The organism is Parasphingopyxis sp. (genome assembly GCF_052168295.1).
Lineage (GTDB): Bacteria > Pseudomonadota > Alphaproteobacteria > Sphingomonadales > Sphingomonadaceae > Parasphingopyxis.
On record NZ_JBQLZN010000045.1, the window covers coordinates 1 to 20475 of the forward strand.

A 20475-nucleotide genomic window follows, 5' to 3' on the forward strand; every position below is an offset into this window, starting at 1 on the left:
ATACGCTGGGCGCGCAGGCGACGGGCGGTTTTGCAACGGCGGTCGGTTCGGATGCCATCGCCACAGCAAGCCAAGCGATTGCCATCGGTGAAGGCGCGCAGGCCACCGCAAACGACGCGGTGGGTATAGGTACGGAGGTCCGGGCTACGGGGGTCAATTCGGTTGTCATCGGTACCAGCGCACAGGGGACCGCCAATGAAACCACGGTTATCGGCGACGCCGCAAGCTCGGACAGCCAGAGGGGGACAGCTATCGGCGCGTTCTCGAACGCCAATGCCGACGACGCGACCTCGCTTGGCCGCAATGCCGATGTCACTTCTGCCGGTACTGGCGCGATTGCGATCGGTAGTAGCGCGCGTGCCACTGCAGCACAGGCGGTCACGATGGGCATGGCGTCTGACGCGACCGGCGTGAGCTCGATTGCGATCGGCGGCGACGGCTCGGATCCGAACACGGACGGCGCGCAGGCGACGGGATCGGAGTCGATGGCGATCGGCGCGGATGCGCGGGCGACGGCCGATCAGGCGATGGCCGTGGGCCGGGCGGCGCTGGCGAACAATGTGGACTCGGTGGCGCTGGGTGCGCGGTCGGATGCGCTTGGTGCGCGATCTGTAGCGCTAGGTGCGCTGTCCGAGGCCGGCGGGACGAGCTCGATCGCGATCGGCGGCGACGGATCGGATCCGAACCCGACGGGCGCGCGGGCCGAAGCGGACGAGGCGACGGCGATCGGTGCGGATTCGCGGGCTGCGGGCGAGCGGACGACTGCGATCGGACCGGCAGCGCTGGCGAACAATATCGACGCGACGGCGATCGGTAACCGGGCCGAGGCACTGGGTGCGCGGTCGGTTGTGGTCGGGACGGAGGCGTCGGCAGGCTTGCGGGCGACATCTGTCGGCTATCAGTCGGTTGCGTCGGGCCGTGAGGCGCTGGCGATCGGGTTCCGGTCCCAGGCGACTTTCTCCGGCTCCATCGCAATCGGCGCGAATGCGGTGGCGACGGGGATCAACAATATCGCGATCGGCGATGCGAGCGCGACCTATACGCTGGCGGGCCTCGGCGCGATGGTTCCGGCCGGGCAGGTCTACAATGTGACCGTAAACTCTTCGGGCATGCTGTCGGTCGCGCCGCAAGGGTCCGCGGCTCCTGCGACTTCGACGCCCGCGCCGGCAACGGTGGCGTCAGCTCCTGTCGTAGCGCCGCCGGCCGCACCGGCCGCTGTCGCCTCTACGGCGCCATCTACGGTGTCTTCGGTACCCGCCGGAACGACCGGTGCACCGGTAGCGACTGCGCCCGCCACTGGGGCGCCGGCGGCGAATGCGGTGCCTGCCAATATGACCGCGCCAGCATCTTCAGCTATGATGACGACGAATTCAGTGCCCGCGGTTGCGCAAACGCGCGGCCGGCTCGAATATCTCGCATCGAGCCCGGGTGAGAATGGCGGTATCGCACCGAATGCAACGCGCATGGAGATCGACGCCAACGCAGTCTCGTCGGGCGACAATCGTGCAGATATGGCAGCTGTCACCAACGGTACACCCGCCGCGTCAACTGGCGACAATGCGATGATGGTGACAAATGCGGCACGACAGGAAAATACCGTCCGGTCTCCGACAACAACCGCCGCCATGACCAGCTCTACGGCGTTTGCGACGCAGCAGTTGACGGCACATAACTCCGCACAAGTCAGCGCCAACACAACGGCCATCGCGAACAACAGCGCCGCAATCGCTAGCAATACAATGGCGATCCAATCTAACTCCACGGCGATCGCCGCTCTGCAGGGCCAAACTACGACACTGTTCGAGCTGACCACGCAGAATCGCGAGGATATTCGCAGGGCGAATGAAGGCGTCGCCATGGCGCTCTCGATGGAATCACCGGTGCTTCTGCCCGATATGAATTTCGCGCTCTCGAGCGGCATAGGCTATTATGCTAACCGGTTTGCCGCCTCGACATCGCTCTCGGCGCGTATCAGCGACAACGCATCCTTCTCGGCAGGCTTCGGTGTCGGGCTGAATTCCGGCGAGGTTGGCGCGCGGACCGGTTTCCAGATCGGTTGGTAGCGTGCCGATAGTAAACTGATGGCAACTGCAAACCGGGGCGCTATGGTCCTTCCCTCCGAGTATATGTGAAGGAAGAGCGCCAAATGATAAAGCGATGGCTGATGTTGCTCCTTGTGGCGATGCTGGTCGCGCCGGCTCAAGCCCAAGACCCACGTACGACACCGAACGCCAGCTTCCCCACGCCCGACCGGCTGACGCTATCCCGTTTGCTATGGGGCACAATGGTGTCGATCCACGATGCGAACATCGCCGGCAACTATTCGGTGCTGCGTGACACTGGGGCAACCAATTTTCAGGTACAGAACAGCGCGGCGCAGCTTGCCGAGACATTTCGCTATTTGCGCGAACAGCAGATCGATCTCTCGACAACATTGCTGCTGGCGCCGGAGTTTACCCAGCAGCCGCAGATGATCGCGTCGGACATATTACGTCTCCAAGGCGTGTTTGGGTTGCGGCCCATCGCGATCCAGTTCGACATCTATTACCAATGGCAGGCCGGTCGCTGGAAAGTGCTGTCGATCGGCCTACAACCACTGACGCTTCAGAATGTCGAAGGCGGCTAGTTGCCGCTAGCGCTACTGGCGCATGGCTTCGCCCATTCGCCGTATCGCCGCAACTTTTTCGTTGAGCATCGTCCAGTCGTCGGCTTCGTCGATGCGCGCCCAGATCGCTTCGACCTCTTCGATATGCATCGAGCAGGGGGCGTCGTCGGACCAATAGGCGTGGGCGGGCTTGGCGGCGGCATAGGCCTTCATAGCGTCTGCGACGTCGGCAAACGCTTCGCTTTCGTAAATGCCGTCCGCCGGTGAGGGGCCGCGCCGCTGCCCGCCGCGCCAATCGAAGAAGAAACGATCGATCGTGACGTTGGATTCGCGCAAGGCCTTCTCGACCGCGGTAAATAGCCGGACATCGTCGCTCGTGCCTCGGCTCTCGACACCCAGCCGCCAGAGCATGCGTTCCAGATACGCGTCGCGGTAGAGCGGTCCGAATCCTTCCACCAGCTTGATCAACGGGTCGGCCTCGTCCTGGACGAGGCGCAGCGACACGGCGAGCTGGGCGATATCCCAGTGAATCGCTTCGGCCTGCCGCGCAAAGGCATAGAGCCCGGTCTGGTCGAAATAGGCGGCCGTGAAGCCAGGCTCCCAGCGCGGCGTAAACCGCCACGGGCCGTAATCGAAGCTCTCGGTGGTGATGCCGATATTGTCGCTGTTGAGCACGCCATGCACGAATCCCGCGGCCATATAGGAAGCGGCGAGCTTCGCCCCGCCGGCAACGACATGGCTGAGAAGGCGCTGTGGCGCATCGTCGCCCGCTTCCTCGCCGAAATAGTGTTTCAGGCAATAGGCGATCAGCTTTTCCATATTCTCCGGCTGTTGAAACGTCGCGAGCCGCTGGAATGTGCCGATCCGGATATGGCCATGGCTCAGGCGCACCATCACGGACGAGCGCGTCGGGGACGGTTCGTCGTTGCGTTCGAGCGCCTCGCCTGTCTCGATCAGGGAGAAGGTCTTGGAGGTTTCTACACCCAAGGCTTCGAGCATTTCGGTCGCGAGGATTTCGCGCACACCGCCTTTGAGCGTCAGCCGCCCGTCGCCGAACCGGCTGTAAGGCGTCTGGCCGGATCCTTTGGTGCCGAGATCCATCAGGCGATCTTTCTGATCGCGCATCTGGGCGAACAGGAAGCCGCGCCCGTCGCCGATCTCGGGATTGTAGCTGCGAAACTGATGCCCGTGATAACGCAGGGCCAGCGGTTGCGGGAGCGTGCCGTCCAACGGTTCGAACCGTCCGAAATGCGCGATCCATTGCTCGTCGGTCAGGTCGGCCAGTCCGACCGTTTCCGCCCAGCGGTCGTTGCGAAAGCGCAGGATATGCTGCGGAAAAGCCGCGGCGTCGACCGGATCGTAGAACTCGCCGCCCAGTTCGTGGATGATCGTTTCGGGGCGATAAGTTGAAGCTTGCGGCAAAATCGTCATGGCCCGATATGAGGGGAGGAAGAGGGAGTGTGCAAGCGTGGCGGACTATAGCGACGGTGTATGGTGGTCGAACGACGGGCTGCGGCTGCATTATCGCCTGTACGAGGGTCCGGACGACAGGCCGCCCATCATCTGCCTGCACGGCCTGACGCGCAACGCCCGCGATTGGGAGCCAGTCGTCAACCGCCTGGCGGGCGACTGGCGGATATATGTGCTCGAGATGCGCGGCCGCGGCGAGAGCGCCTACGCGTCGGACCCGATGACCTATGTGCCGCTGACCTATGTCCAGGATGTCGAGGCTTTTTTGAAAGCCACGAACATCAAACATTATATCGCTTTCGGGACGTCGCTCGGCGGGCTGATTACTATGCTCCAGGCCGCGACCAATCCCGAACGGTTGGCCGGCGCGCTGCTCAACGATATCGGTCCGGTTATCGAGGAGGAGGGCGTCGAACGGATTCGCGGCTATGTCGGCAAAGCCGGCAACTATCCGACCTGGCTGCATGCCGCGCGCGCTCTCAACGCGGGTTTCGGCGATGTCTATCCCAAATGGACGCTCGACGACTGGCTCGCGATGGCAAAGCGGCTTTGCAAGGTCCAGCCGTCCGGCCGCATTGGTTACGACTATGATATGCGGATCGCCGAACCGTTCCGCGTGCCGGGTGGCGAGTCCGGCTTCGATATGTGGACGGCATTCGATGGCCTGAAAGACGTTCCGACCTTGCTGGTCCGTGGTGGCCATTCGGAAATCCTCTCAGCGGAAACGGCACGGGAGATGGCGCGGCGCAAGCCCGATCTCGAGATCGCTACGGTGCCCGATGTCGGCCATGCACCCGTTCTGGACGAGCCGGAAGCCGCAGCCGCGATCGACGCGTTTCTGGAGCGCATATAGGCGTGAATGCCCGCCCGCATATTCTCCACCTCCATTCGACCTTTTCGCTCGGTGGTAAGGAAGCGCGGGCGGTCCGGCTGATGAATGCGTTCGGTGATAGCGCGCGCCATACGATCGTCAGCGCCATGCCCGACGCGCTCGATGCGCGCGATGCGATCGACGCGGCTATCGACGCCGTCTTTCCGTCCGACGCGCCGAGCCTGACCGGCAAGCCGACGCCCGGCAGGATGGCCGAGCTCGCCGACTATATGCGCAATTTCGATCTTGTCCTGACCTATAACTGGGGAGCGATGGACGGCGTGATGGCGCACCGGCTGGCACGCAAGGAGATGCCCCCGCTGATCCATCACGAAGATGGCTTCAATGCCGACGAGGCGGAGGGCCTCAAGACGAGCCGGACGCTCTATCGGCGCTTCGCCTTCCCGACCCTGTATCGGCTGGTCGTGCCGTCCGACCGCCTCGCGCATATCGCGCGCCGGACATGGAAACAGCCGGAGAGCCGCATTCTTCAAATTGCGAACGGCATTCCCGTCGAGCTGTATCAGCGCGAGCCGGAGCCTGACGCTATTCCGGGTTTCGAGCGGCAGCCCGGCGATATCGTGATCGGCACGATTGCCGGTCTCCGCGAGGTCAAGGATTTGCCGCGGCTCGTCCGTGCGGTCGCGGCGCTTCCCGACCATGTAAAGCTCGTCATCGTCGGGGAGGGACCCGAGCGCGAGACGATCCTGTGCGAGGCGCTGGCAAGCGGCATCGCGGACCGGGTCGTGCTGGCAGGATTTCTCGATCGACCGTGGCGCTATGCCGGTCATTTCGACATCTTCGCCCTGTCGTCGCGCAGCGAGCAATTCCCGATTTCGGTCGTGGAGGCGATGGCCGCCGGATTGCCAGTCGCGTCGCCGGACGTCGGCGATGTCTGGTCGATGGTGGCCGAACCGAACCGGGTGCTGCTGCAATCCGACCGTGGCGGGCTGGAGCCAGCGCTGGCCGCCTTGGCCGAAGATGCCGATTTGCGCCGGAAAATTGGTGCCGCCAATCGCGAACGCGCGCTTGCCGAGTATGACGAAACAGCGATGATCGACGCCTATGCGCGCCTGTATGGCGAGGCGCTTGGATTGGGACGCTTGTCCACAGCCTGAGTAAAATATTCGCATAGCCGGTCAAAACACCCTATATGCGCGACAAACGGGTCGGAGATACTATGTTCAAGGGTTTGAACGGCATCAGCTATGGCGGACGCGATGTCCTGCCGCTGATCGAGGGCGGCAAGGGCGTCGCCGCTACCAATCACGCGAGTTCGGGTGCCTGGGCCGCCGCAGGCGGCATCGGGACGGTGTCGGCCGTCAATGCCGACAATTACGACGAAAACGGGCGCGTGATCCCGCAGGTCTATCACGGCAAGCGCCGCGTGGACCGGCACGAGGAGTTGATCCAGTACGCGATCGACGGCGCCGTCGCCCAGGTCCAGCGCGCCTTCGAGATTGCGAGCGGCAGAGGCGCGATCAATATCAATGTGCTTTGGGAGATGGGCGGCGCGCAGCAGGTGCTGCACGGGGTGCTCGAAAAGACCAAGGGCCTCGTCGCGGGCGTTACCTGCGGGGCCGGCATGCCCTACAAGCTGTCGGAAATCGCGGCTTCCTATCAGGTCCATTATCTCCCGATCATAAGCTCTGCGCGCGCCTTCCGGGCGCTTTGGAAACGCGCCTATTCGAAGGCTGCCGAGTGGCTCGGCGCTGTCGTCTATGAAGACCCGTGGAAGGCGGGCGGGCATAACGGCCTCTCCAATGCCGAGGATCCGCAAAAGCCCGAAGATCCCTATCCGCGCGTGAAGGCGCTGCGCGATACCATGCGCTCGGAGGGGATTTCGGACGACCTCCCGATCGTGATGGCGGGCGGCGTCTGGTATCTGCGCGATTGGGATCACTGGATCGACAATCCGGAACTCGGCCAGATCGCGTTCCAATATGGAACGCGGCCGCTTCTCACGCAGGAAAGTCCGATCCCGCAAGCGTGGAAGGACACGCTCTTGACGCTCGACGAGGGTGACGTGCTGCTGCACAAATTCTCGCCGACCGGTTTCTATTCGTCTGCGGTCCGCAATGAATTCCTGCAGAATCTCGAAGCGCGGTCGGAGCGGCAAATTGCCTTCTCGCTCGAGGCGGCAGGCGATCACCAGTATCAGCTCGATGTCGGCGTGAAGGGCAAGAATTTCTGGGTGACGCGCGGCGATCTGCTGCGCGCGCGCGAATGGGATGCGCTGGGCTTCGCCATGGCGCTCAAGACGCCGGACAATACGCTGGTCTTCGTGACGCCCGAAGAAGCGGCGCTGATCCGCAAGGACCAGGCCGATTGCATGGGCTGCCTCAGCCAGTGCCAATTTTCGTCGTGGAAGGACAAGGACAATTACACGACCGGCCGTCTGGCCGATCCGCGGTCCTTCTGCATCCAGAAGACGCTGCAGGATATCGTCCATGGCGGGCCGATGGAGCAGAACCTGATGTTCGCCGGCCATAACGCCTTCAACTTCAAGACCGATCCCTTCTATTCCAACGGGTTCGTTCCGACGGTGAAGCAGCTGGTCGAACGGATCCAGACCGGCGACTAACCGAAAGCGCTTACCTCCCACGTAATTGATCTGCGGCCTTTGGCGGGCGATGGCGCGCGTCAAAGGAGCTTTGCGCATGATAGAACGAATAGCCTGGGGCGTTCTGGCGCTGATCCATCTCATGCCTGCGGTAGCGCTGCTCGCACCGGGCCTGATCGATCGGCTTTACGGCGTGGATGCGGCGAACCCGCTGTTCCCGTTGCTCCACCATCGCGCGGCGCTGTTCGCCGTCATTCTGCTGATCTGCCTGTGGGCGGCAGTCGATCCGAATGTACGGCAGCTGGCGGTCGTTGCCACAGGGCTCTCGATGCTCAGCTTCCTCGCAATCTACTGGACATCGGGCCAGCCCGAAACGCTGCGCACGATCGCGATTGCCGATCTGGTCGGATTGCCGTTTCTCGCGATCGTAGGCTGGCGGGCCTTCGCAAGTGCCTGACGCCTAGTCCCAGTCCCAGGCTTTCTCGCCATGCTGCGACAGGTCGAGGCCTTCCTGCTCCTGCTCTTTCGTCGCGCGCATCGGGAAGACGAGGCCGACGACCCATGCCAGCCCCGCCGTCGCGAACAGCGACCAGAGGGCGACAACACCGATGGCGGTGATCTGACTTACCAGCTGGCTCGCCATCGTCGCACCTTCGGGATAGCCCGTGCCCCCAAGTCCGGGGGCCATCAGGACCGCGAGCATGGCCGCGCCGAGCATCCCGCCGACACCGTGGACTGCGAAAACATCGAGCGAATCGTCGATGGCGAAGCGGCGCTTGATGAGACCGACGGCGGCGAAGCAGATGACGCCGGCCAGCAAACCGAGCAGCAGCGCGCCGCCGACGCCGACGACATTGGCGGCGGGGGTGATCGTCGCCAGGCCCGCGATGACGCCGGTGGCGACGCCGATGCCGGTCGATTTGCCGAAGCGGATCTTTTCGATCATCGCCCATGTGAGGGCTGCGGTGCTGGCGGCAATATGGGTGTTGATTATGGCCGATCCGGCCCCAAAATCCGCAACGAGGCCCGAACCGCCATTGAACCCGAACCAGCCGACCCAGAGCAGGGCCGCGCCCGCCATGGTGAGCGCGGCGCCGTGCGGCGGGATGAGCTTTGCCGGAAACCCGTCGCGCCGGCCGAGCAACAGCGCGATGACGAGCGCGGAAACGCCCGCCGTCGTGTGCACGACGATCCCGCCCGCAAAATCGATCGCCCCGAGCTGCGCGAGGAAGCCGCCGCCCCAGATCATGTGCGCGACGGGGATATAGACGACCAGCAGCCACAGCGCGCAGAACACCATCACCCAGCCGAACCGCGCACGCTCCACCCAGGCGCCGACCATCAGCGCGGGCGTGATGATCGCGAAGGTCATCTGGAACAGCACGATGACCGATTCGGGCACCGTCGTGCCGGGAAACACCTCGCCAAGCCCCGCCAGCATCGCCAGCTCGAAGCTACCGATAAAGGCGTTACCCTCGGTGAAGACGAGGCTGTAGCCGACCGTCACCCAGATCAGCGATGCGACGCAGCAGATGCCGAATATCTGCATGACGACCGAGAGGACATTCTTGGTCCGCACGAGCCCGCCATAGAACAGCGCGAGGCCGGGCAGCGTCATCATCAATACCAAGGCGCTCGCGGTCAGCAGCCATGCGGTGTCGCCCGAATTTACCACGACGGGCGCGGGCGGGAAGCTCGGCTGGGCATGCGCAGCGCCGGCCAAAAGCAGTCCCCCGGCGGCGGCAAAGCCCCGTTTGATCATCCGACGCATAACCCACCTCCCGTCTGCCCTGAGCTTGTCGAAGGGCTGTTCTTATTTTTCCTGGGTTAGAAGAAAGGGCAGGGCTTCGACAAGCTCAGCCCCGACGGTTTTGTGTACGGGCCATGATCAGACCCAGCCTTCCAGTACCTGGTCCGGCGGGCGATGCCCGTCCGCCCAGATCCGGATATTGGCGATGACCTTGTCACCCATCGCCTCGCGCCCCTCGAAGGTCGCGGAGCCCAGATGCGGCAGCAGCACGACATTATCGAGCGCGAGCAGCCGTTCCCCGATATGCGGCTCGTTTTCATAGACATCGAGCCCGGCACCCGCGATCGCGCCGCTTTCCAGCGCGTCGGTCAGTGCTTCCTCGTCGATGATCTCGCCGCGCGCGGCGTTGATGACATAGACATCCTTGCCGAGCAGCCCGAGCCGCTTTTCGTTCACGAGGTGATGCGTGTCGGGCGTGTAGGGACAGTTGATCGAGAGAATGTCGATATCGGCGAGCATGGCGTCGAGATCTTCGCGCCAGGTCGCTTCGAGCGTCTGTTCGACGGCTTCGGGCAGGCGGCGGCGATTATGATATTCGACATTGATGCCGAAGCCGCGCGCGCGCCGCGCCACGGCCTGGCCGATCCGTCCCATGCCGATAATGCCGAGTTTCTTGCCGTTCACCCGATGGCCGAGCATGCCGGTCGGGCCCCAGCCTTGCCAGCCGCCCGCGCGCACCAGCTTTTCGCCTTCCGCGAGCCTGCGCGGGACGGAGATGATCAGCGCCATAACCATATCGGCCGTGTCTTCGGTCAGCACGCCCGGCGTATTGGTGACGAGGATGTCGCGGGCGCGGGCGGCCGGAAGGTCGATATGATCGACGCCGACGCCGAAATTGGCGATCAGCTTGAGCCGCGGCCCCGCGCTGTCGAGAATGTCCGCCGTGATATCGTCGGTGACCGTCGGCACGAAAACTTCCGCGCGCGCCACCGCGTCCTTGAGCTGGTCCGGCGTCATCGGCGCATCGTCCGCGTTCAGTTCGACGTCGAACAGCTCCTGCATGCGCGCTTCGACCTGGTCGGGCAGTTTGCGCGTGACGATGGTTTTGGGGCGTTCGACCTGCGGCATCGCAACGGGGATTGCCGCTTGCGTCCGGGTGCGTCAAGCGGATCGCGGGTTGAAGCCTTGGCAGTGCTTTGCTTAGAGACGGTTACGGGTCATCGAAAAGGGGCGATGCGGACGGATGAGCGGTGTAGTGCGAGTATGGATCCTGGTCCTGTGCGGCTTGGCGCTGGCGATTCCGGAGGATGCGCCGGCACAGGTGCGCGAGACGCCCTATTGGGCTTCGATATCGGCCGGGCAGGCGCGGATGCGGACCGGCCCGGGGCGCAATTTTCCGATCAGTTGGCTGTACCAGCGTGCCGGCCTCCCCGTGCGCGTCGTCGAAGTCTATGAAAATTGGCGCAAGATCGAGGATCCGGACGGCACCCAGGGCTGGATGCTCGTCAACCTGTTGAGCGCGGATCGCACGGCGATGATTACTGGCGACATCCGGCCGCTGCGCGAAGCGCCGCAGCCGGGCGCGCGCATCCGCTATCGCGCGGAGCCGGGCGTGGTCGGGCGCATCCGGTCCTGCCGCCGGGGCTGGTGCGAATTCGACGTGCGCGGGCGCAGCGGTTTCGTGGAGGCGGATCATCTCTATGGCGTCGATGACGATGAACGCGTCGATAATTAGCGAAAGATGACCTTCGCTTCTCCGTCATTCCCGCGAAAGCGGGAATCCCGCTTATTGGCCGCATTTTCCACGGACAGGTCATCGAATACAAAATTGGTAGAAGGCAGCGGGATTCCCGCTTTCGCGGGAATGACGGGTTAGGATGAGCGTCGCGGCGTCATTTGGCGCGCTTCCGCCGCTCTGGGCCGGGGTGACGGGTTTTGTGCTGGGCGCGATCATCGGCAGCTATCTTGCGACGCTCGCCATGCGATGGCCGAAAGGCGAGTCCGCCTCGGCGGGTCGTTCGCGGTGCGATGGATGCGGGCGCAACTTGCGCTGGTTCGAGCTTGTGCCGCTTCTCGGCTATGTCCTGCGGCGCGGGCGCTGCGGTCAGTGCGGCGCGCGGATCGATCCGGTCCACCCGATCATGGAATTGTGCGCGGCAGCCATCGGTGCCCTGTCGCTTGCGATGTACCCCGGGGCAGCCGGTTTGGCGGGCGCGATATTCGGCTGGGCGCTGCTGCTGCTCGCGATCCTCGACATCCGGCATTTCTGGCTGCCCGACCGGGTGACGCTGCCGCTGATCCTGCTCGGCATCGGCGCCGCCTGGCTGTTCGGTACACCCGACCTGCGCGATGCCGCGATCGGTGCGGCTGCCGGTTTCCTTGTGCTGTATCTTATCGCGCTCGGCTACCGGGCCCTGCGCGGCCGGGACGGGCTTGGCGGCGGCGACTCGAAACTGCTCGCCGCGATCGGCGCATGGCTGGGCTGGCAGATGCTCCCGATCGTCATTTTGCTGGCGAGTGCGACGGGGCTGATTGCGGTGTTGTTGAGCGCCACACGCGGCAAGGCCGTCGCCGCGACCGACCGCCTCCCTTTCGGCGCATTTCTGGCGGTCGTGGCATGGCCGCTCTGGCTGGCGCGCGCGCCGCTCGCGGCGGTCTTCCCCGGGCTGTGAGTCGCCTATGTCATCGAAATGTCATAAAAGCCGTCATCGCAGTGTAACACTGAACGCCTAGCGCGCAGTCGTCGGGGAAAAATTAATGCGCCTATCGCTCGATGCCCGTGCCCAGCGATTGCTGAGACGGTTGCCGCGAACAAACTGGTTCACCGTGGTGGAGATCGTGCTGATCGCCCTGCTCGCCGTGCAGTGCGCGCGGCTGGTATGGGCGATCGCGACGCCGGTCGGGCCGGTCGGGGACTGGCGCAGCGATGCCGGCGTCCCGGCCTTGTCCGCGCCCGACATGGCGCTGTTCGAAACGTTCGATCCCTTTTTCCGGCTCGAAGGCAATGCCCGGGTCGTGGTGACCGACCTCGATCTGCGCCTGTTCGGGGTGCGGCAGGACCAGGCGAGCGGGCGCGGTTCGGCGATCATCGCGCTGCCCAATGGCGAGCAGGACAGTTTTTCGGTCGGCGACGAGGTGATGCCCGGCGTGACACTCGAAGCGGTCGACTTCGATTTCGTGACGATTTCGCGCAACGGATCGAGCGAACAGATTTTCCTCGACCAGTCGGGCGGCACGTCCGCGCCACCGGCTTCTGCTGCCGCGCCGCAAGCCGCTATTGCCCGTCCGCCGGCGCAATCCGCGGCCGCATCCCGACGCCCGTCCGGCGAGACGATTACGCCGAGGCAGCTCGCCTCGGGCACGCAGATATCGCCGCGCCGCGAAGGCAACCGGGTGACGGGCATCGTGTTGCAGCCGAGCGGCGACAATGCCGATGCGCTGCGGGCGGCCGGGTTCGAGCCCGGCGACATCATCATCTCGATCAATGGCGAACGGATCCAGGACATGGGGCAGGCCGTCAGTTTCGCCAACAATCTCGGCACCGGCGACGGTTTCGTGCAAGTCGAACGCAATGGCGAGACCGTCTCGTTTCGCGCAAGGGTAAGTGAATGAAAAAGATAACAGCAATACTCGCCATTGCCGCGATGGTCGCGACGCCGGTCGCGCCGGCGAGCGCCCAGCATGTGCTGAACCTGCGCAATGCCGATGTGCGCGCCTTCATCCAGGACGCCTCGCGCGTGACGGGGCGGACCTTCGTGATCGATCCATCGGTGAGCGGGACGGTGACGGTGGTGACCGACCGGCCGCTGTCCCAATCCGAATATTTCGAAGTGTTCCTGTCGACATTGCGCGCGAACGGCCTCGTGGCCGTGCCGACGGCGGGCGGCGCGCTGCGCATCCAGTCGACGGCGAGCGCGGCTGGGCAGCCCGGCGCGGTGGGGACGGCGCGGGCGGGCAATAACGCCTTCGTCACCGAGATTTTCCGGCTGCGGAACATCCCGGCCTCGTCCGCTGTGGAAACGCTGCGGCCGCTGATCAGCCAGGAGGGCTCGATTACCGCGAACACCGCGGGCAATTCGCTCGTGATCGCGGATTTTGCCGACAATGTGCGGCGGATGCGGGCGCTGATCGAGCGGGTGGACGTCGACTCCAGCGCCAGCGAGATCGTGTCGCTCGACAATGCGGGCGCGCGCGAGATCGCGGCGTCTCTGGCCGGGCTCGTGCAGAGTGCGGAGGGGCCGTCGCCCGCTTCGGTCGTGCCCGTCGACAGTTCCAATTCGCTCGTGCTGCGCGGCGATCCGGCGACGGTGGCGCGGATGGCGGCGCTGGCGCGCGAACTCGACGCGCGCGCCGCGAGCGGCACGGAAATCCGCGTGATCTTTCTCGAATTCGCGGACGCCGGGCAGATATTGCCCGTGCTCGAGCGCGTGACCGGACAGGTCGGCGCGGTATCGGCGCAGACGTCGAGCGGCGGCGCGGCGCCCAATGCGGCCGAGGGTGCCGCCGCGCCCGCGGCCGAAGCGGCGCCGGCGGGCGGCGGACGGCCCGGGCAGCGCGTCATCGTGACCGGCTATGAGGGCGCGAACGCGATCATCATCTCCGCGCCGCCGGAAATGCAGCGGACGCTGGGCGAGCTGGTCCGCCAGCTCGATACGCGGCGCGACCAGGTGCTCGTCGAGGCCATCATCGTGGAGATTTCGGATGCCGCGGCGCGCGAACTCGGTGTGCAGTTCCTGTTCGGTGGCGAGGATGCGCCCTTCGCGGTCACCAACTATTCGAACGTACAGCCGCGCATCCTCGATCTTGCCGGCGGCCTGCTCGCCGACGAGCTCGACCAGACGACCACGGTCATCAACGGCAATGTGGTGACGACGACCGACAATTCGGCGGTCAGCGACCTGCTGCGCGAAAATGCGGCGCGCGCGGTGCTCGGGGCGCGGGGCGGGTTTCTCGGTTTCGCGTCGGAACTGGGGTCCGACCTGATCTTCGGCGCTATCCTCAATGCCGTGCAGGAGGATACCGACTCCAACATCCTCTCGACGCCTTCGATCACGACGCTCGACAATCAGGAGGCGAGCATCCTCGTCGGCCAGGAAATTCCGGTGTCGACGGGCGAGGCGCTGTCCAACAATTTCGACAACGCCTTCCGCACGATCCAGCGCCAGAATGTCGGCATCGAGCTCGAGGTGCGGCCGCAGATCAATGCGGGCGGCGCGATCCGGCTCGATATCCGGCAGGAGGTCAGCTCGATCGCGGGGCCGGTTTCGGACGATTTCAACGAGCTGATCATCAACAAGCGCGAGATCGACACGACGGTCACCGTCAACAATGGCGAGATCATCGCGCTCGGCGGCCTGCTCGACGACAATGAGCGGCGCACGATCCAGCGTATCCCGATCCTCGGCGATATTCCGCTGATCGGCGAACTGTTCCGCTCGCGCTCGCGCACGCGGACCAAGACGAACCTCATGGTCTTCATCCGGCCGACGATCCTGTCGAGCGCCGAGGACCGCCGCGCGGTGATGGAGCGGCGCTACGGCTATATCCGCGCGCGGCAGTTCCTTGCCAATCCCGATCAGGAGCCCGGCATCGATACGCTGGTCCGCCAGTATCTGGGCGTGACGCCGCCGGGCCGCCCGCCCGCGACGCCGCCGCCCGTCGATCCGCGGGTCATCGTCCCCGAAGTCAGCACGACGACCTCGACCGTCCGGCCGGTCGACGTCCCCGAAGCGGAGGAACCGCAGCCATGATCGACATCCGGCGCGGCGACGAAATCGACACCGGCGAGACTGCCGGCGAACCGGCGATCGCGCTGGGTTCGGAAGCCGATGCCGCGCCGCTGCCGGGACTGGACGTGAACATCCCCTACGGATTCGCGCGCAAGTTCGGGGTCGTGCTGCTCGATCCCGGCGAAGAGGCAGATGCGCGTTTCAAGGTCGCGCTGCGCGAGGGCGAAGATCCGCGCGCACTGCTCGAGGTCCGTCGCTTCCTGAGCCGGCCCTTCGATGTCGAGCTCGTGCGGGCGGAGCGCTTCGATTCGATCCTCTCCGAACGCTATGCGGTGGACGGGCAGGCGGCGGCCGATGCGGCGAGCGGGATCGGCGATCTCGACATGCTGGCGAGCGATATCCCGACCGCAGAGGACCTGCTCGACAGCGCGGACGACGCGCCGGCCATCCGCCTGATCAACGGCATTATCGCCGATGCCGCGCGGCAGGGCGTCTCGGACATCCATATCGAACCCTACGACACAGGCCTCGTCGTGCGCATGCGGATGGACGGCGTGCTGCACGAGACGCTGCGCATGCCGCCGCATGTTGCTGCGACCATCGTCAGCCGCATCAAGGTCATGGCGCGGCTCGATATCGCAGAGCGCCGTATCCCGCAGGACGGGCGGATTTCGCTGACACTCGGCGGCAAGCTGCTCGACGTGCGCGTTTCCACCCTGCCGAGCAGCGCGGGCGAGCGCGTCGTACTGCGCATCCTCGACAAGGACAATGCCGGGATCGGGATGGACGAACTCGGCATGCCCGAGCGCGTCGATACGATCTTCCGCCAGGCGATTGCCGAACCCAATGGCATCATCCTCGTCACCGGCCCGACGGGGTCGGGCAAGACGACGACGCTCTATGGCGGGCTCCGGCTCCTGAACGACGGCTCGCGCAATATCCTGACCGTCGAAGACCCGGTCGAATATGCGATCGAAGGCGTCGGGCAGACACAGGTTAACTCGAAAGTCGGTTTGGATTTCGCGACCGGGCTGCGCGCGATTCTCCGGCAGGACCCCGATGTCGTGATGGTCGGCGAGATCCGCGATCGCGAGACCGCGCAGATCGCGGTGCAGGCCTCGCTGACCGGCCATCTCGTGCTCTCGACGGTCCATACCAACGATGCGGTCGGCGCGATCACCCGGATGCGCGACATGCAGATCGAGCCGTTCCTGCTCGCATCCACCTTGCGCGCCGTCGTCGCGCAGCGGCTCGTGCGCAAGCTCTGCACCCACTGCCGCGAACAGGTGCAGGCGTCGAATGCGGTTGCCGCATTGCTCGGTTTCGATTCCGGCACGCCGATCTACGAGGCGCGCGGCTGCCCCGAATGCAACCATACCGGCTATAAGGGCCGGACCGGCGTGTTCGAGATCATCCGCATCGACGATGATATCCGCCGGATGATCAATGCGGGCGGCGATGAATCGCAGATCGCCCGGCACGCATTCCTTCACGCGCCCAATCTCGGCTCGGCGGCGCGCGCGCTGGTTCGCGATGGCGTGACGACGGCCGAAGAGGCGGTCCGGATTTCGCGGATCGAGGAGCCGGAACCCGTCGATGCCTAGCTTCGAATATCTGGCCCTCGATACGGCAGGCCGCGAAAAGCGCGGTACGGTCGATGGCGAGACCGAAGAGGCCGCGCGTGCCCGGCTCGATGCGCGGCGGCTTTATGTGGTGCGGATCGCACCCGGCGGCAGCGGCCCGTCGCGCGCGCCGGCCAACGATACCGCGCCGCTGCTCAGCCGCTCGATCGAGCTGCGCAACCATCTGTCGGCGAAGGAGCTGACGCTGTTCACGCGCCAGCTTTCGACGCTGGTCGATGTGAGCCCGCTCGAAGAGGCGCTCCGTACGATAGCGATGCAGGCGGAGAAGCCGCGCGTGCGCCGCGTGCTCGAAAGCGTCCATGCCGGCGTTGTCGAGGGCCAGCGGCTCGCCCGCGCGATGGAGCGCGAGAAGAAGAGCTTCCCGCCGCTCTATCGCGCGATGATCGCGGCGGGCGAGGGGTCGGGCGCGCTGCCGAGCATCCTCGCGCGGCTCGCCGACCTGCAGGAACGCCAGGCCGAGGTGCGCGGCAAGGTGCTGACCGCGCTCACCTATCCGATCATGCTGACGGTCGTCGCGATTGCCGTGGTCTTCGCGTTGATGGTTTTCGTCGTGCCGCAAGTCGTCGAGCAGTTCGACAGCGTGGGACAGGAATTGCCGCTGCTCACGCGCATCGTCATCGGGCTGTCCAACTTTCTCGCCAATTGGTGGTGGGCGCTGCTGATCGTGATCGCGCTTGCCGGCTTCGGATTGTGGCGGGCTTTGCAGAACCCGGATTTCCGGCTGCGCTTCGATCGGCGCGTATTGCGCCTGCCGCTGCTCGGACGGCTGATCCGCGATCTCCACGCGGCGCGGATGGCGCGGACGCTGGCGACGATGATCGGCAGCCGGCTGCCGGTACTCGAAGGGCTGACACTGACCGCGAAGACCGTCCGCAATGCCGCGCAGCGCGAAGCATCCGAGGAAGTGGCGGAGGCCGTGCGGCAGGGCGGCAGCCTTTCGGCGGCGCTGCGCAAGGCCGGCATTTTTCCGCCGCTGCTCGTCTATATGGCGTCGAGCGGCGAGGCGTCGGGGCAGTTGGACGTCATGCTCGAACGCGCGGCCGATTATCTGGAGCGCGAATTCGACGCCTTCACCTCGGCCATGCTTTCGCTGCTCGAACCGGCTATAATCATCGTCATGGGCGTGATCGTGACGTTGATCGTACTCGCGATCCTGCTCCCCATTCTTCAGCTCAACACTCTTGCCGTCGGAGCTTAGTTATGCGTGTCACCTCCTACCTTCGTCATTCCCGCGAAAGCGGGAATCCCGCTTACTTCTTTTCTCCGATGGACCGTGACGAACAGGCCGAGCAAAGGCAGCGGGATTCCCGCTTTCGCGGGAATGACGAGAAGGGCGAAAGTGGCTTCACCCTGACCGAGCTGATGGTCGTGCTCGTCATTATCGGCCTGCTGGCGACGGTCGTTGTCATCAATGTGCTGCCGGCCGCGGACCAGGCCAATCAGACGAAAGTGCGCGCCGATATCAGCACGCTGGAATCCGCGCTCGAACAGTATCGGCTCGACAATATGAGCTATCCGCGCAGCGAGCAGGGGCTGCAGGCGCTGGTCACGCCGCCGAGCGACCTGACCCAGCCGCAGCGCTATCGCAGCGGCGGTTATATCCGCCGCCTGCCGACCGACCCCTGGGGCAATGCCTATCAGTACACGCAACCAGGCGCGCAGAGCGGCGGCGCATACGATATCTTCACCTATGGCGCCGACGGCCAGCCGGGCGGCGAGGCGGAAAATGCCGATATCGGCAATTGGGAATAACACCAGCGCGTCTTGCCGTTGCCGTATTCCTGCGCAGGCAGGAATCCAGGGCGTCAAGCGATGGCGTCTGCGGCCCTGGGCTCCTGCCTGCGCAGGAGCACGAATAGGCAGCAAACACGAATCCGGCTTTACTCTTACCGAGCTGATGGTCGTGCTCGTGATATTGGGCATATTGGCCTCGGCGATGGTCTTCGTGATGCCCGATCCGCGCGGCCGGCTGATCGACGAGGGCGAAGCGTTCGCCGCGCGCGCCCATGCCGCGCAGGAAGCGGCGATCGTCGAGATGCAGGACGTTGCGCTATGGGTGTCGCCGGCCGGCTACGGATTTGAACGCTATGACGGAGAGGGATGGACCGCGATCGGCCGTCCGCCGTTCCAGGATCGCCAATGGCCCGAGGACGTGGCCGTAACCGTGGCGCAGCAGGATGGCGAGCGGACGCGGGTCGTGTTCGACGCCACGGGCCTCAATGGGCCGCTCGATGTGACGCTGGCGCGCGACGAGTCCAGCGTCAGCATCGCGATCGGCGCCGACGGGACGATCCGGGTCGATGGCTAGGCGCAATCAATTCGTATTCCTGCGAAGGCAGGAATCCAGGGCGGCAGGCGATAGCGCTCGCAGCCCTAGGCTCCTGCCTGCGCAGGAGCACAAACGCGGCCAATCGGGCTTCACGCTGCTCGAAATGCTGGTCGCGCTGGCCGTGTTCAGCATCGCTGCGCTCGCCCTGCTCAATCTGGAAACCGTGACGGTGACCAATACCAATCGCATTGCCGACCGTACGATCGGCCAGATCGTCGCGCGCAATGTCGCCGTCGAGGCGCTGACCGATCCCGCGCCGCCGTCGATCGGTACAGAGAATGGCGAGGAAATGAATGGCGGCCGCAACTGGCAATGGACGCGGGTAACCGGGCCGTCGCCCGAGGCGCGCATCCTCCAGATCGATATCGCCGTTACCGATGCGAGTGGCGAACGCGCCGCTGATCTCACCGTCTTCCGGTTTGCGGCCCAATGAGGCGGCGGCGTTTCTCCGAAAGCGGCTTTACGCTCGCCGAGCTGATGGTGGCGCTGTTCATTTTCGGCATCGTGTCGGCCGCCGGCGTGGCGCTGCTGCGGTTCAGCGTGGATTCGCAGGCCGCGTCCCAGCAGGCCCTGGCCGATATGAGCGGTATCCGTCGGATGAACGCTGCGCTGACCAACGATCTTTCGCAGATCGCGCCGCGCCCGGCGCGCGATATTGCCGGCGCGCGGCAGAACGCCTTTTTCGGCGGTGGCGGCGCGGATGGCGACCTGCTGATCAGCTTCGTGCGGCGTGGATGGAGCAATTATGACGGCGATCCGCGGTCTTCCCTCCAGAAAGTCGATTACCGGCTCGTCGACGGTGTGCTCGAACGGCGCGCCTACCCCTATGTCGACGGCGCCGAGCCGCTACCGGGCGCTGCGCTCGTCTCGGGTATCGACGCGATTACGCTGCGCTATCGCAGCGGCGGCGAATGGCGCGAGCGCTGGGACCCGTCGCTTGCGACCGAACTGCCCGATGCCGTCGAGCTGACGGTGGAAGTCGAGGGGCTGGGGCCGGTGCGCCAGATGTTCCAGACCGGTGCCGTGAGGGCCGAGATATGAGGCCGGGCAAACCATCCGAAGAAGGCGCGGCGCTGCTTGCGGTGCTGCTGCTCGTCGCGATCATGGCGGCGCTGGCGGCCGCGTCGATGGAGCGGCTGCAGCTCGCGACGCGGCTTGCCGGCAATATTTCGGCGCTCGACCAGTCGCGCGCTTTTGCCACGGGTGCCGAATCGCTCGCCGTACTGCGGATCAACGATCTGCTGGCGAGCGACAACAGCAAGACGACGCTTGCCGGCGGCTGGATGGGCGATGAGACGGCCCTGCCGCTGCCGGGCGGCGGCGTGGCGCTGGCGACGATCTGGGACGGCGGCAACTGTTTCAATCTCAACAGCGTGGCGCGCGGGGAAGATCCCGCCGCGCTGACCATCGATCAGGTCGGCGTCGTCCAGTTTTCCGCGCTGATGACGGCGCTGCAGATCCCGCGCGGCGATGCCGAGCGGATCGCCTGGTCGCTGGCCGACTGGATCGACGCCG

19 protein-coding genes and 1 pseudogene are annotated in these 20475 nt (G+C 65.1%); 17 read left to right on the plus strand and 3 right to left on the minus strand.

Annotation, left to right across the window (positions count from 1 at the left end):
* Together ACTS1Z_RS07855 and ACTS1Z_RS07860 are read left to right on the plus strand one after the other, a co-directional pair.
* Positions 1–2063, plus strand: a 2063-nt coding sequence (locus ACTS1Z_RS07855) for a YadA-like family protein (protein ID WP_442623897.1), incomplete at its 5' end; no start/stop codon positions are given.
* 65 nt (positions 2064–2128) lie between these two features.
* Positions 2129–2626 (plus strand): hypothetical protein, encoded by a 498-nt coding sequence (locus ACTS1Z_RS07860; protein WP_442623898.1) that lies wholly within the window; start codon positions 2129–2131, stop codon positions 2624–2626.
* Positions 2627–2638: 12 nt separating this feature from the next.
* On the opposite strand, the gene ACTS1Z_RS07865 is transcribed toward ACTS1Z_RS07860, so the two are convergent.
* Positions 2639–4036: a protein adenylyltransferase SelO family protein gene (locus tag ACTS1Z_RS07865; RefSeq protein WP_442623899.1), complete on the minus strand. Its 1398-nt coding sequence runs from the start codon at positions 4034–4036 to the stop codon at positions 2639–2641.
* Between the two features lie 37 nt (positions 4037–4073).
* Between ACTS1Z_RS07865 and ACTS1Z_RS07870 the strand changes: the two genes are divergently transcribed.
* From ACTS1Z_RS07870 to ACTS1Z_RS07885, 4 genes are all read left to right on the plus strand, one after another.
* On the plus strand, positions 4074–4928 hold the full coding sequence (locus tag ACTS1Z_RS07870) for an alpha/beta fold hydrolase (RefSeq protein ID WP_442623900.1): 855 nt from the start codon (positions 4074–4076) through the stop codon (positions 4926–4928).
* A 2-nt stretch (positions 4929–4930) separates the two neighbouring features.
* The gene (locus ACTS1Z_RS07875) at positions 4931–6064 is read left to right on the plus strand and encodes a glycosyltransferase (protein WP_442623901.1); all 1134 of its coding nucleotides are present in this window, start codon (positions 4931–4933) and stop codon (positions 6062–6064) included.
* A gap of 62 nt (positions 6065–6126) precedes the next feature.
* Positions 6127–7530, plus strand: a complete 1404-nt coding sequence (locus ACTS1Z_RS07880) for an NAD(P)H-dependent flavin oxidoreductase (RefSeq protein ID WP_442623902.1) — start codon at positions 6127–6129, stop codon at positions 7528–7530.
* A gap of 76 nt (positions 7531–7606) precedes the next feature.
* On the plus strand, positions 7607–7966 hold the full coding sequence (locus ACTS1Z_RS07885; RefSeq protein ID WP_442623903.1) for a hypothetical protein: 360 nt from the start codon (positions 7607–7609) through the stop codon (positions 7964–7966).
* A 3-nt stretch (positions 7967–7969) separates the two neighbouring features.
* Here the strand turns inward: ACTS1Z_RS07885 and ACTS1Z_RS07890 are convergent, their stop codons facing one another.
* Together ACTS1Z_RS07890 and ACTS1Z_RS07895 are read right to left on the minus strand one after the other, a co-directional pair.
* Entirely contained in the window at positions 7970–9280 is a 1311-nt protein-coding gene (locus ACTS1Z_RS07890) for an ammonium transporter (protein WP_442623904.1), read from the minus strand.
* Positions 9281–9397: 117 nt separating this feature from the next.
* A complete protein-coding gene (locus ACTS1Z_RS07895) occupies positions 9398–10387 on the minus strand; it encodes a 2-hydroxyacid dehydrogenase (RefSeq protein WP_442623905.1) in 990 nt (329 codons plus the stop codon).
* Positions 10388–10514: 127 nt separating this feature from the next.
* Between ACTS1Z_RS07895 and ACTS1Z_RS07900 the strand changes: the two genes are divergently transcribed.
* The 11 genes and pseudogenes from ACTS1Z_RS07900 to ACTS1Z_RS07950 form a co-directional block, all read left to right on the plus strand.
* Positions 10515–10994, plus strand: a complete 480-nt coding sequence (locus tag ACTS1Z_RS07900; protein WP_442623906.1) for an SH3 domain-containing protein — start codon at positions 10515–10517, stop codon at positions 10992–10994.
* A gap of 142 nt (positions 10995–11136) precedes the next feature.
* Positions 11137–11931 carry a prepilin peptidase gene (locus ACTS1Z_RS07905; protein WP_442623907.1) on the plus strand — a complete coding sequence of 265 codons (795 nt, stop codon included), beginning with the start codon at positions 11137–11139 and terminating at the stop codon, positions 11929–11931.
* 85 nt (positions 11932–12016) lie between these two features.
* On the plus strand, positions 12017–12871 hold the full coding sequence (locus ACTS1Z_RS07910) for a type II secretion system protein N (RefSeq protein ID WP_442623908.1): 855 nt from the start codon (positions 12017–12019) through the stop codon (positions 12869–12871).
* Positions 12868–15009: a type II secretion system secretin GspD gene (gene gspD / locus ACTS1Z_RS07915; RefSeq protein WP_442623909.1), complete on the plus strand. Its 2142-nt coding sequence runs from the start codon at positions 12868–12870 to the stop codon at positions 15007–15009. Before ACTS1Z_RS07910 ends, gspD begins: the two co-directional genes overlap by 4 nt.
* A complete protein-coding gene (gspE, locus tag ACTS1Z_RS07920) occupies positions 15006–16592 on the plus strand; it encodes a type II secretion system ATPase GspE (RefSeq protein ID WP_442623910.1) in 1587 nt (528 codons plus the stop codon). Before gspD ends, gspE begins: the two co-directional genes overlap by 4 nt.
* Positions 16585–17829 (plus strand): type II secretion system inner membrane protein GspF, encoded by a 1245-nt coding sequence (gspF, locus tag ACTS1Z_RS07925; protein WP_442623911.1) that lies wholly within the window; start codon positions 16585–16587, stop codon positions 17827–17829. Before gspE ends, gspF begins: the two co-directional genes overlap by 8 nt.
* Positions 17830–17897: 68 nt before the next feature.
* A complete protein-coding gene (gene gspG / locus ACTS1Z_RS07930; protein ID WP_442623912.1) occupies positions 17898–18383 on the plus strand; it encodes a type II secretion system major pseudopilin GspG in 486 nt (161 codons plus the stop codon).
* Positions 18358–18939 carry a GspH/FimT family pseudopilin gene (locus ACTS1Z_RS07935; RefSeq protein WP_442623913.1) on the plus strand — a complete coding sequence of 194 codons (582 nt, stop codon included), beginning with the start codon at positions 18358–18360 and terminating at the stop codon, positions 18937–18939. Before gspG ends, ACTS1Z_RS07935 begins: the two co-directional genes overlap by 26 nt.
* Positions 18932–19393, plus strand: a complete 462-nt coding sequence (gspI, locus tag ACTS1Z_RS07940; RefSeq protein ID WP_442623914.1) for a type II secretion system minor pseudopilin GspI — start codon at positions 18932–18934, stop codon at positions 19391–19393. The genes ACTS1Z_RS07935 and gspI overlap by 8 nt, the downstream gene beginning before the upstream one ends.
* The gene (gene gspJ / locus ACTS1Z_RS07945) at positions 19390–20001 is read left to right on the plus strand and encodes a type II secretion system minor pseudopilin GspJ (RefSeq protein ID WP_442623915.1); all 612 of its coding nucleotides are present in this window, start codon (positions 19390–19392) and stop codon (positions 19999–20001) included. Before gspI ends, gspJ begins: the two co-directional genes overlap by 4 nt.
* Positions 19998–20475 (plus strand): annotated as a pseudogene (locus ACTS1Z_RS07950) (type II secretion system minor pseudopilin GspK); the annotation flags it as partial. The gene gspJ and the pseudogene ACTS1Z_RS07950, both read left to right, overlap by 4 nt.

What these genes read in the sequence shown, in the direction of transcription:
- ACTS1Z_RS07865 (WP_442623899.1), bottom strand. Translation starts at nt 4,036, where the DNA reads ATGACGATTTTGCCGCAAGCTTCAACTTATCGCCCCGAAACGATCATC.
- ACTS1Z_RS07880 (WP_442623902.1), top strand. Translation starts at nt 6,127, where the DNA reads ATGTTCAAGGGTTTGAACGGCATCAGCTATGGCGGACGCGATGTCCTG.
- ACTS1Z_RS07885 (WP_442623903.1), top strand. Translation starts at nt 7,607, where the DNA reads ATGATAGAACGAATAGCCTGGGGCGTTCTGGCGCTGATCCATCTCATG.
- ACTS1Z_RS07890 (WP_442623904.1), bottom strand. Translation starts at nt 9,280, where the DNA reads ATGCGTCGGATGATCAAACGGGGCTTTGCCGCCGCCGGGGGACTGCTT.
- ACTS1Z_RS07895 (WP_442623905.1), bottom strand. Translation starts at nt 10,387, where the DNA reads ATGCCGCAGGTCGAACGCCCCAAAACCATCGTCACGCGCAAACTGCCC.
- ACTS1Z_RS07905 (WP_442623907.1), top strand. Translation starts at nt 11,137, where the DNA reads ATGAGCGTCGCGGCGTCATTTGGCGCGCTTCCGCCGCTCTGGGCCGGG.
- ACTS1Z_RS07910 (WP_442623908.1), top strand. Translation starts at nt 12,017, where the DNA reads ATGCGCCTATCGCTCGATGCCCGTGCCCAGCGATTGCTGAGACGGTTG.
- gspD (WP_442623909.1), top strand. Translation starts at nt 12,868, where the DNA reads ATGAAAAAGATAACAGCAATACTCGCCATTGCCGCGATGGTCGCGACG.
- gspE (WP_442623910.1), top strand. Translation starts at nt 15,006, where the DNA reads ATGATCGACATCCGGCGCGGCGACGAAATCGACACCGGCGAGACTGCC.
- gspF (WP_442623911.1), top strand. Translation starts at nt 16,585, where the DNA reads ATGCCTAGCTTCGAATATCTGGCCCTCGATACGGCAGGCCGCGAAAAG.
- gspG (WP_442623912.1), top strand. Translation starts at nt 17,898, where the DNA reads ATGGACCGTGACGAACAGGCCGAGCAAAGGCAGCGGGATTCCCGCTTT.
- ACTS1Z_RS07935 (WP_442623913.1), top strand. Translation starts at nt 18,358, where the DNA reads ATGCCGATATCGGCAATTGGGAATAACACCAGCGCGTCTTGCCGTTGC.
- gspI (WP_442623914.1), top strand. Translation starts at nt 18,932, where the DNA reads ATGGCTAGGCGCAATCAATTCGTATTCCTGCGAAGGCAGGAATCCAGG.
- gspJ (WP_442623915.1), top strand. Translation starts at nt 19,390, where the DNA reads ATGAGGCGGCGGCGTTTCTCCGAAAGCGGCTTTACGCTCGCCGAGCTG.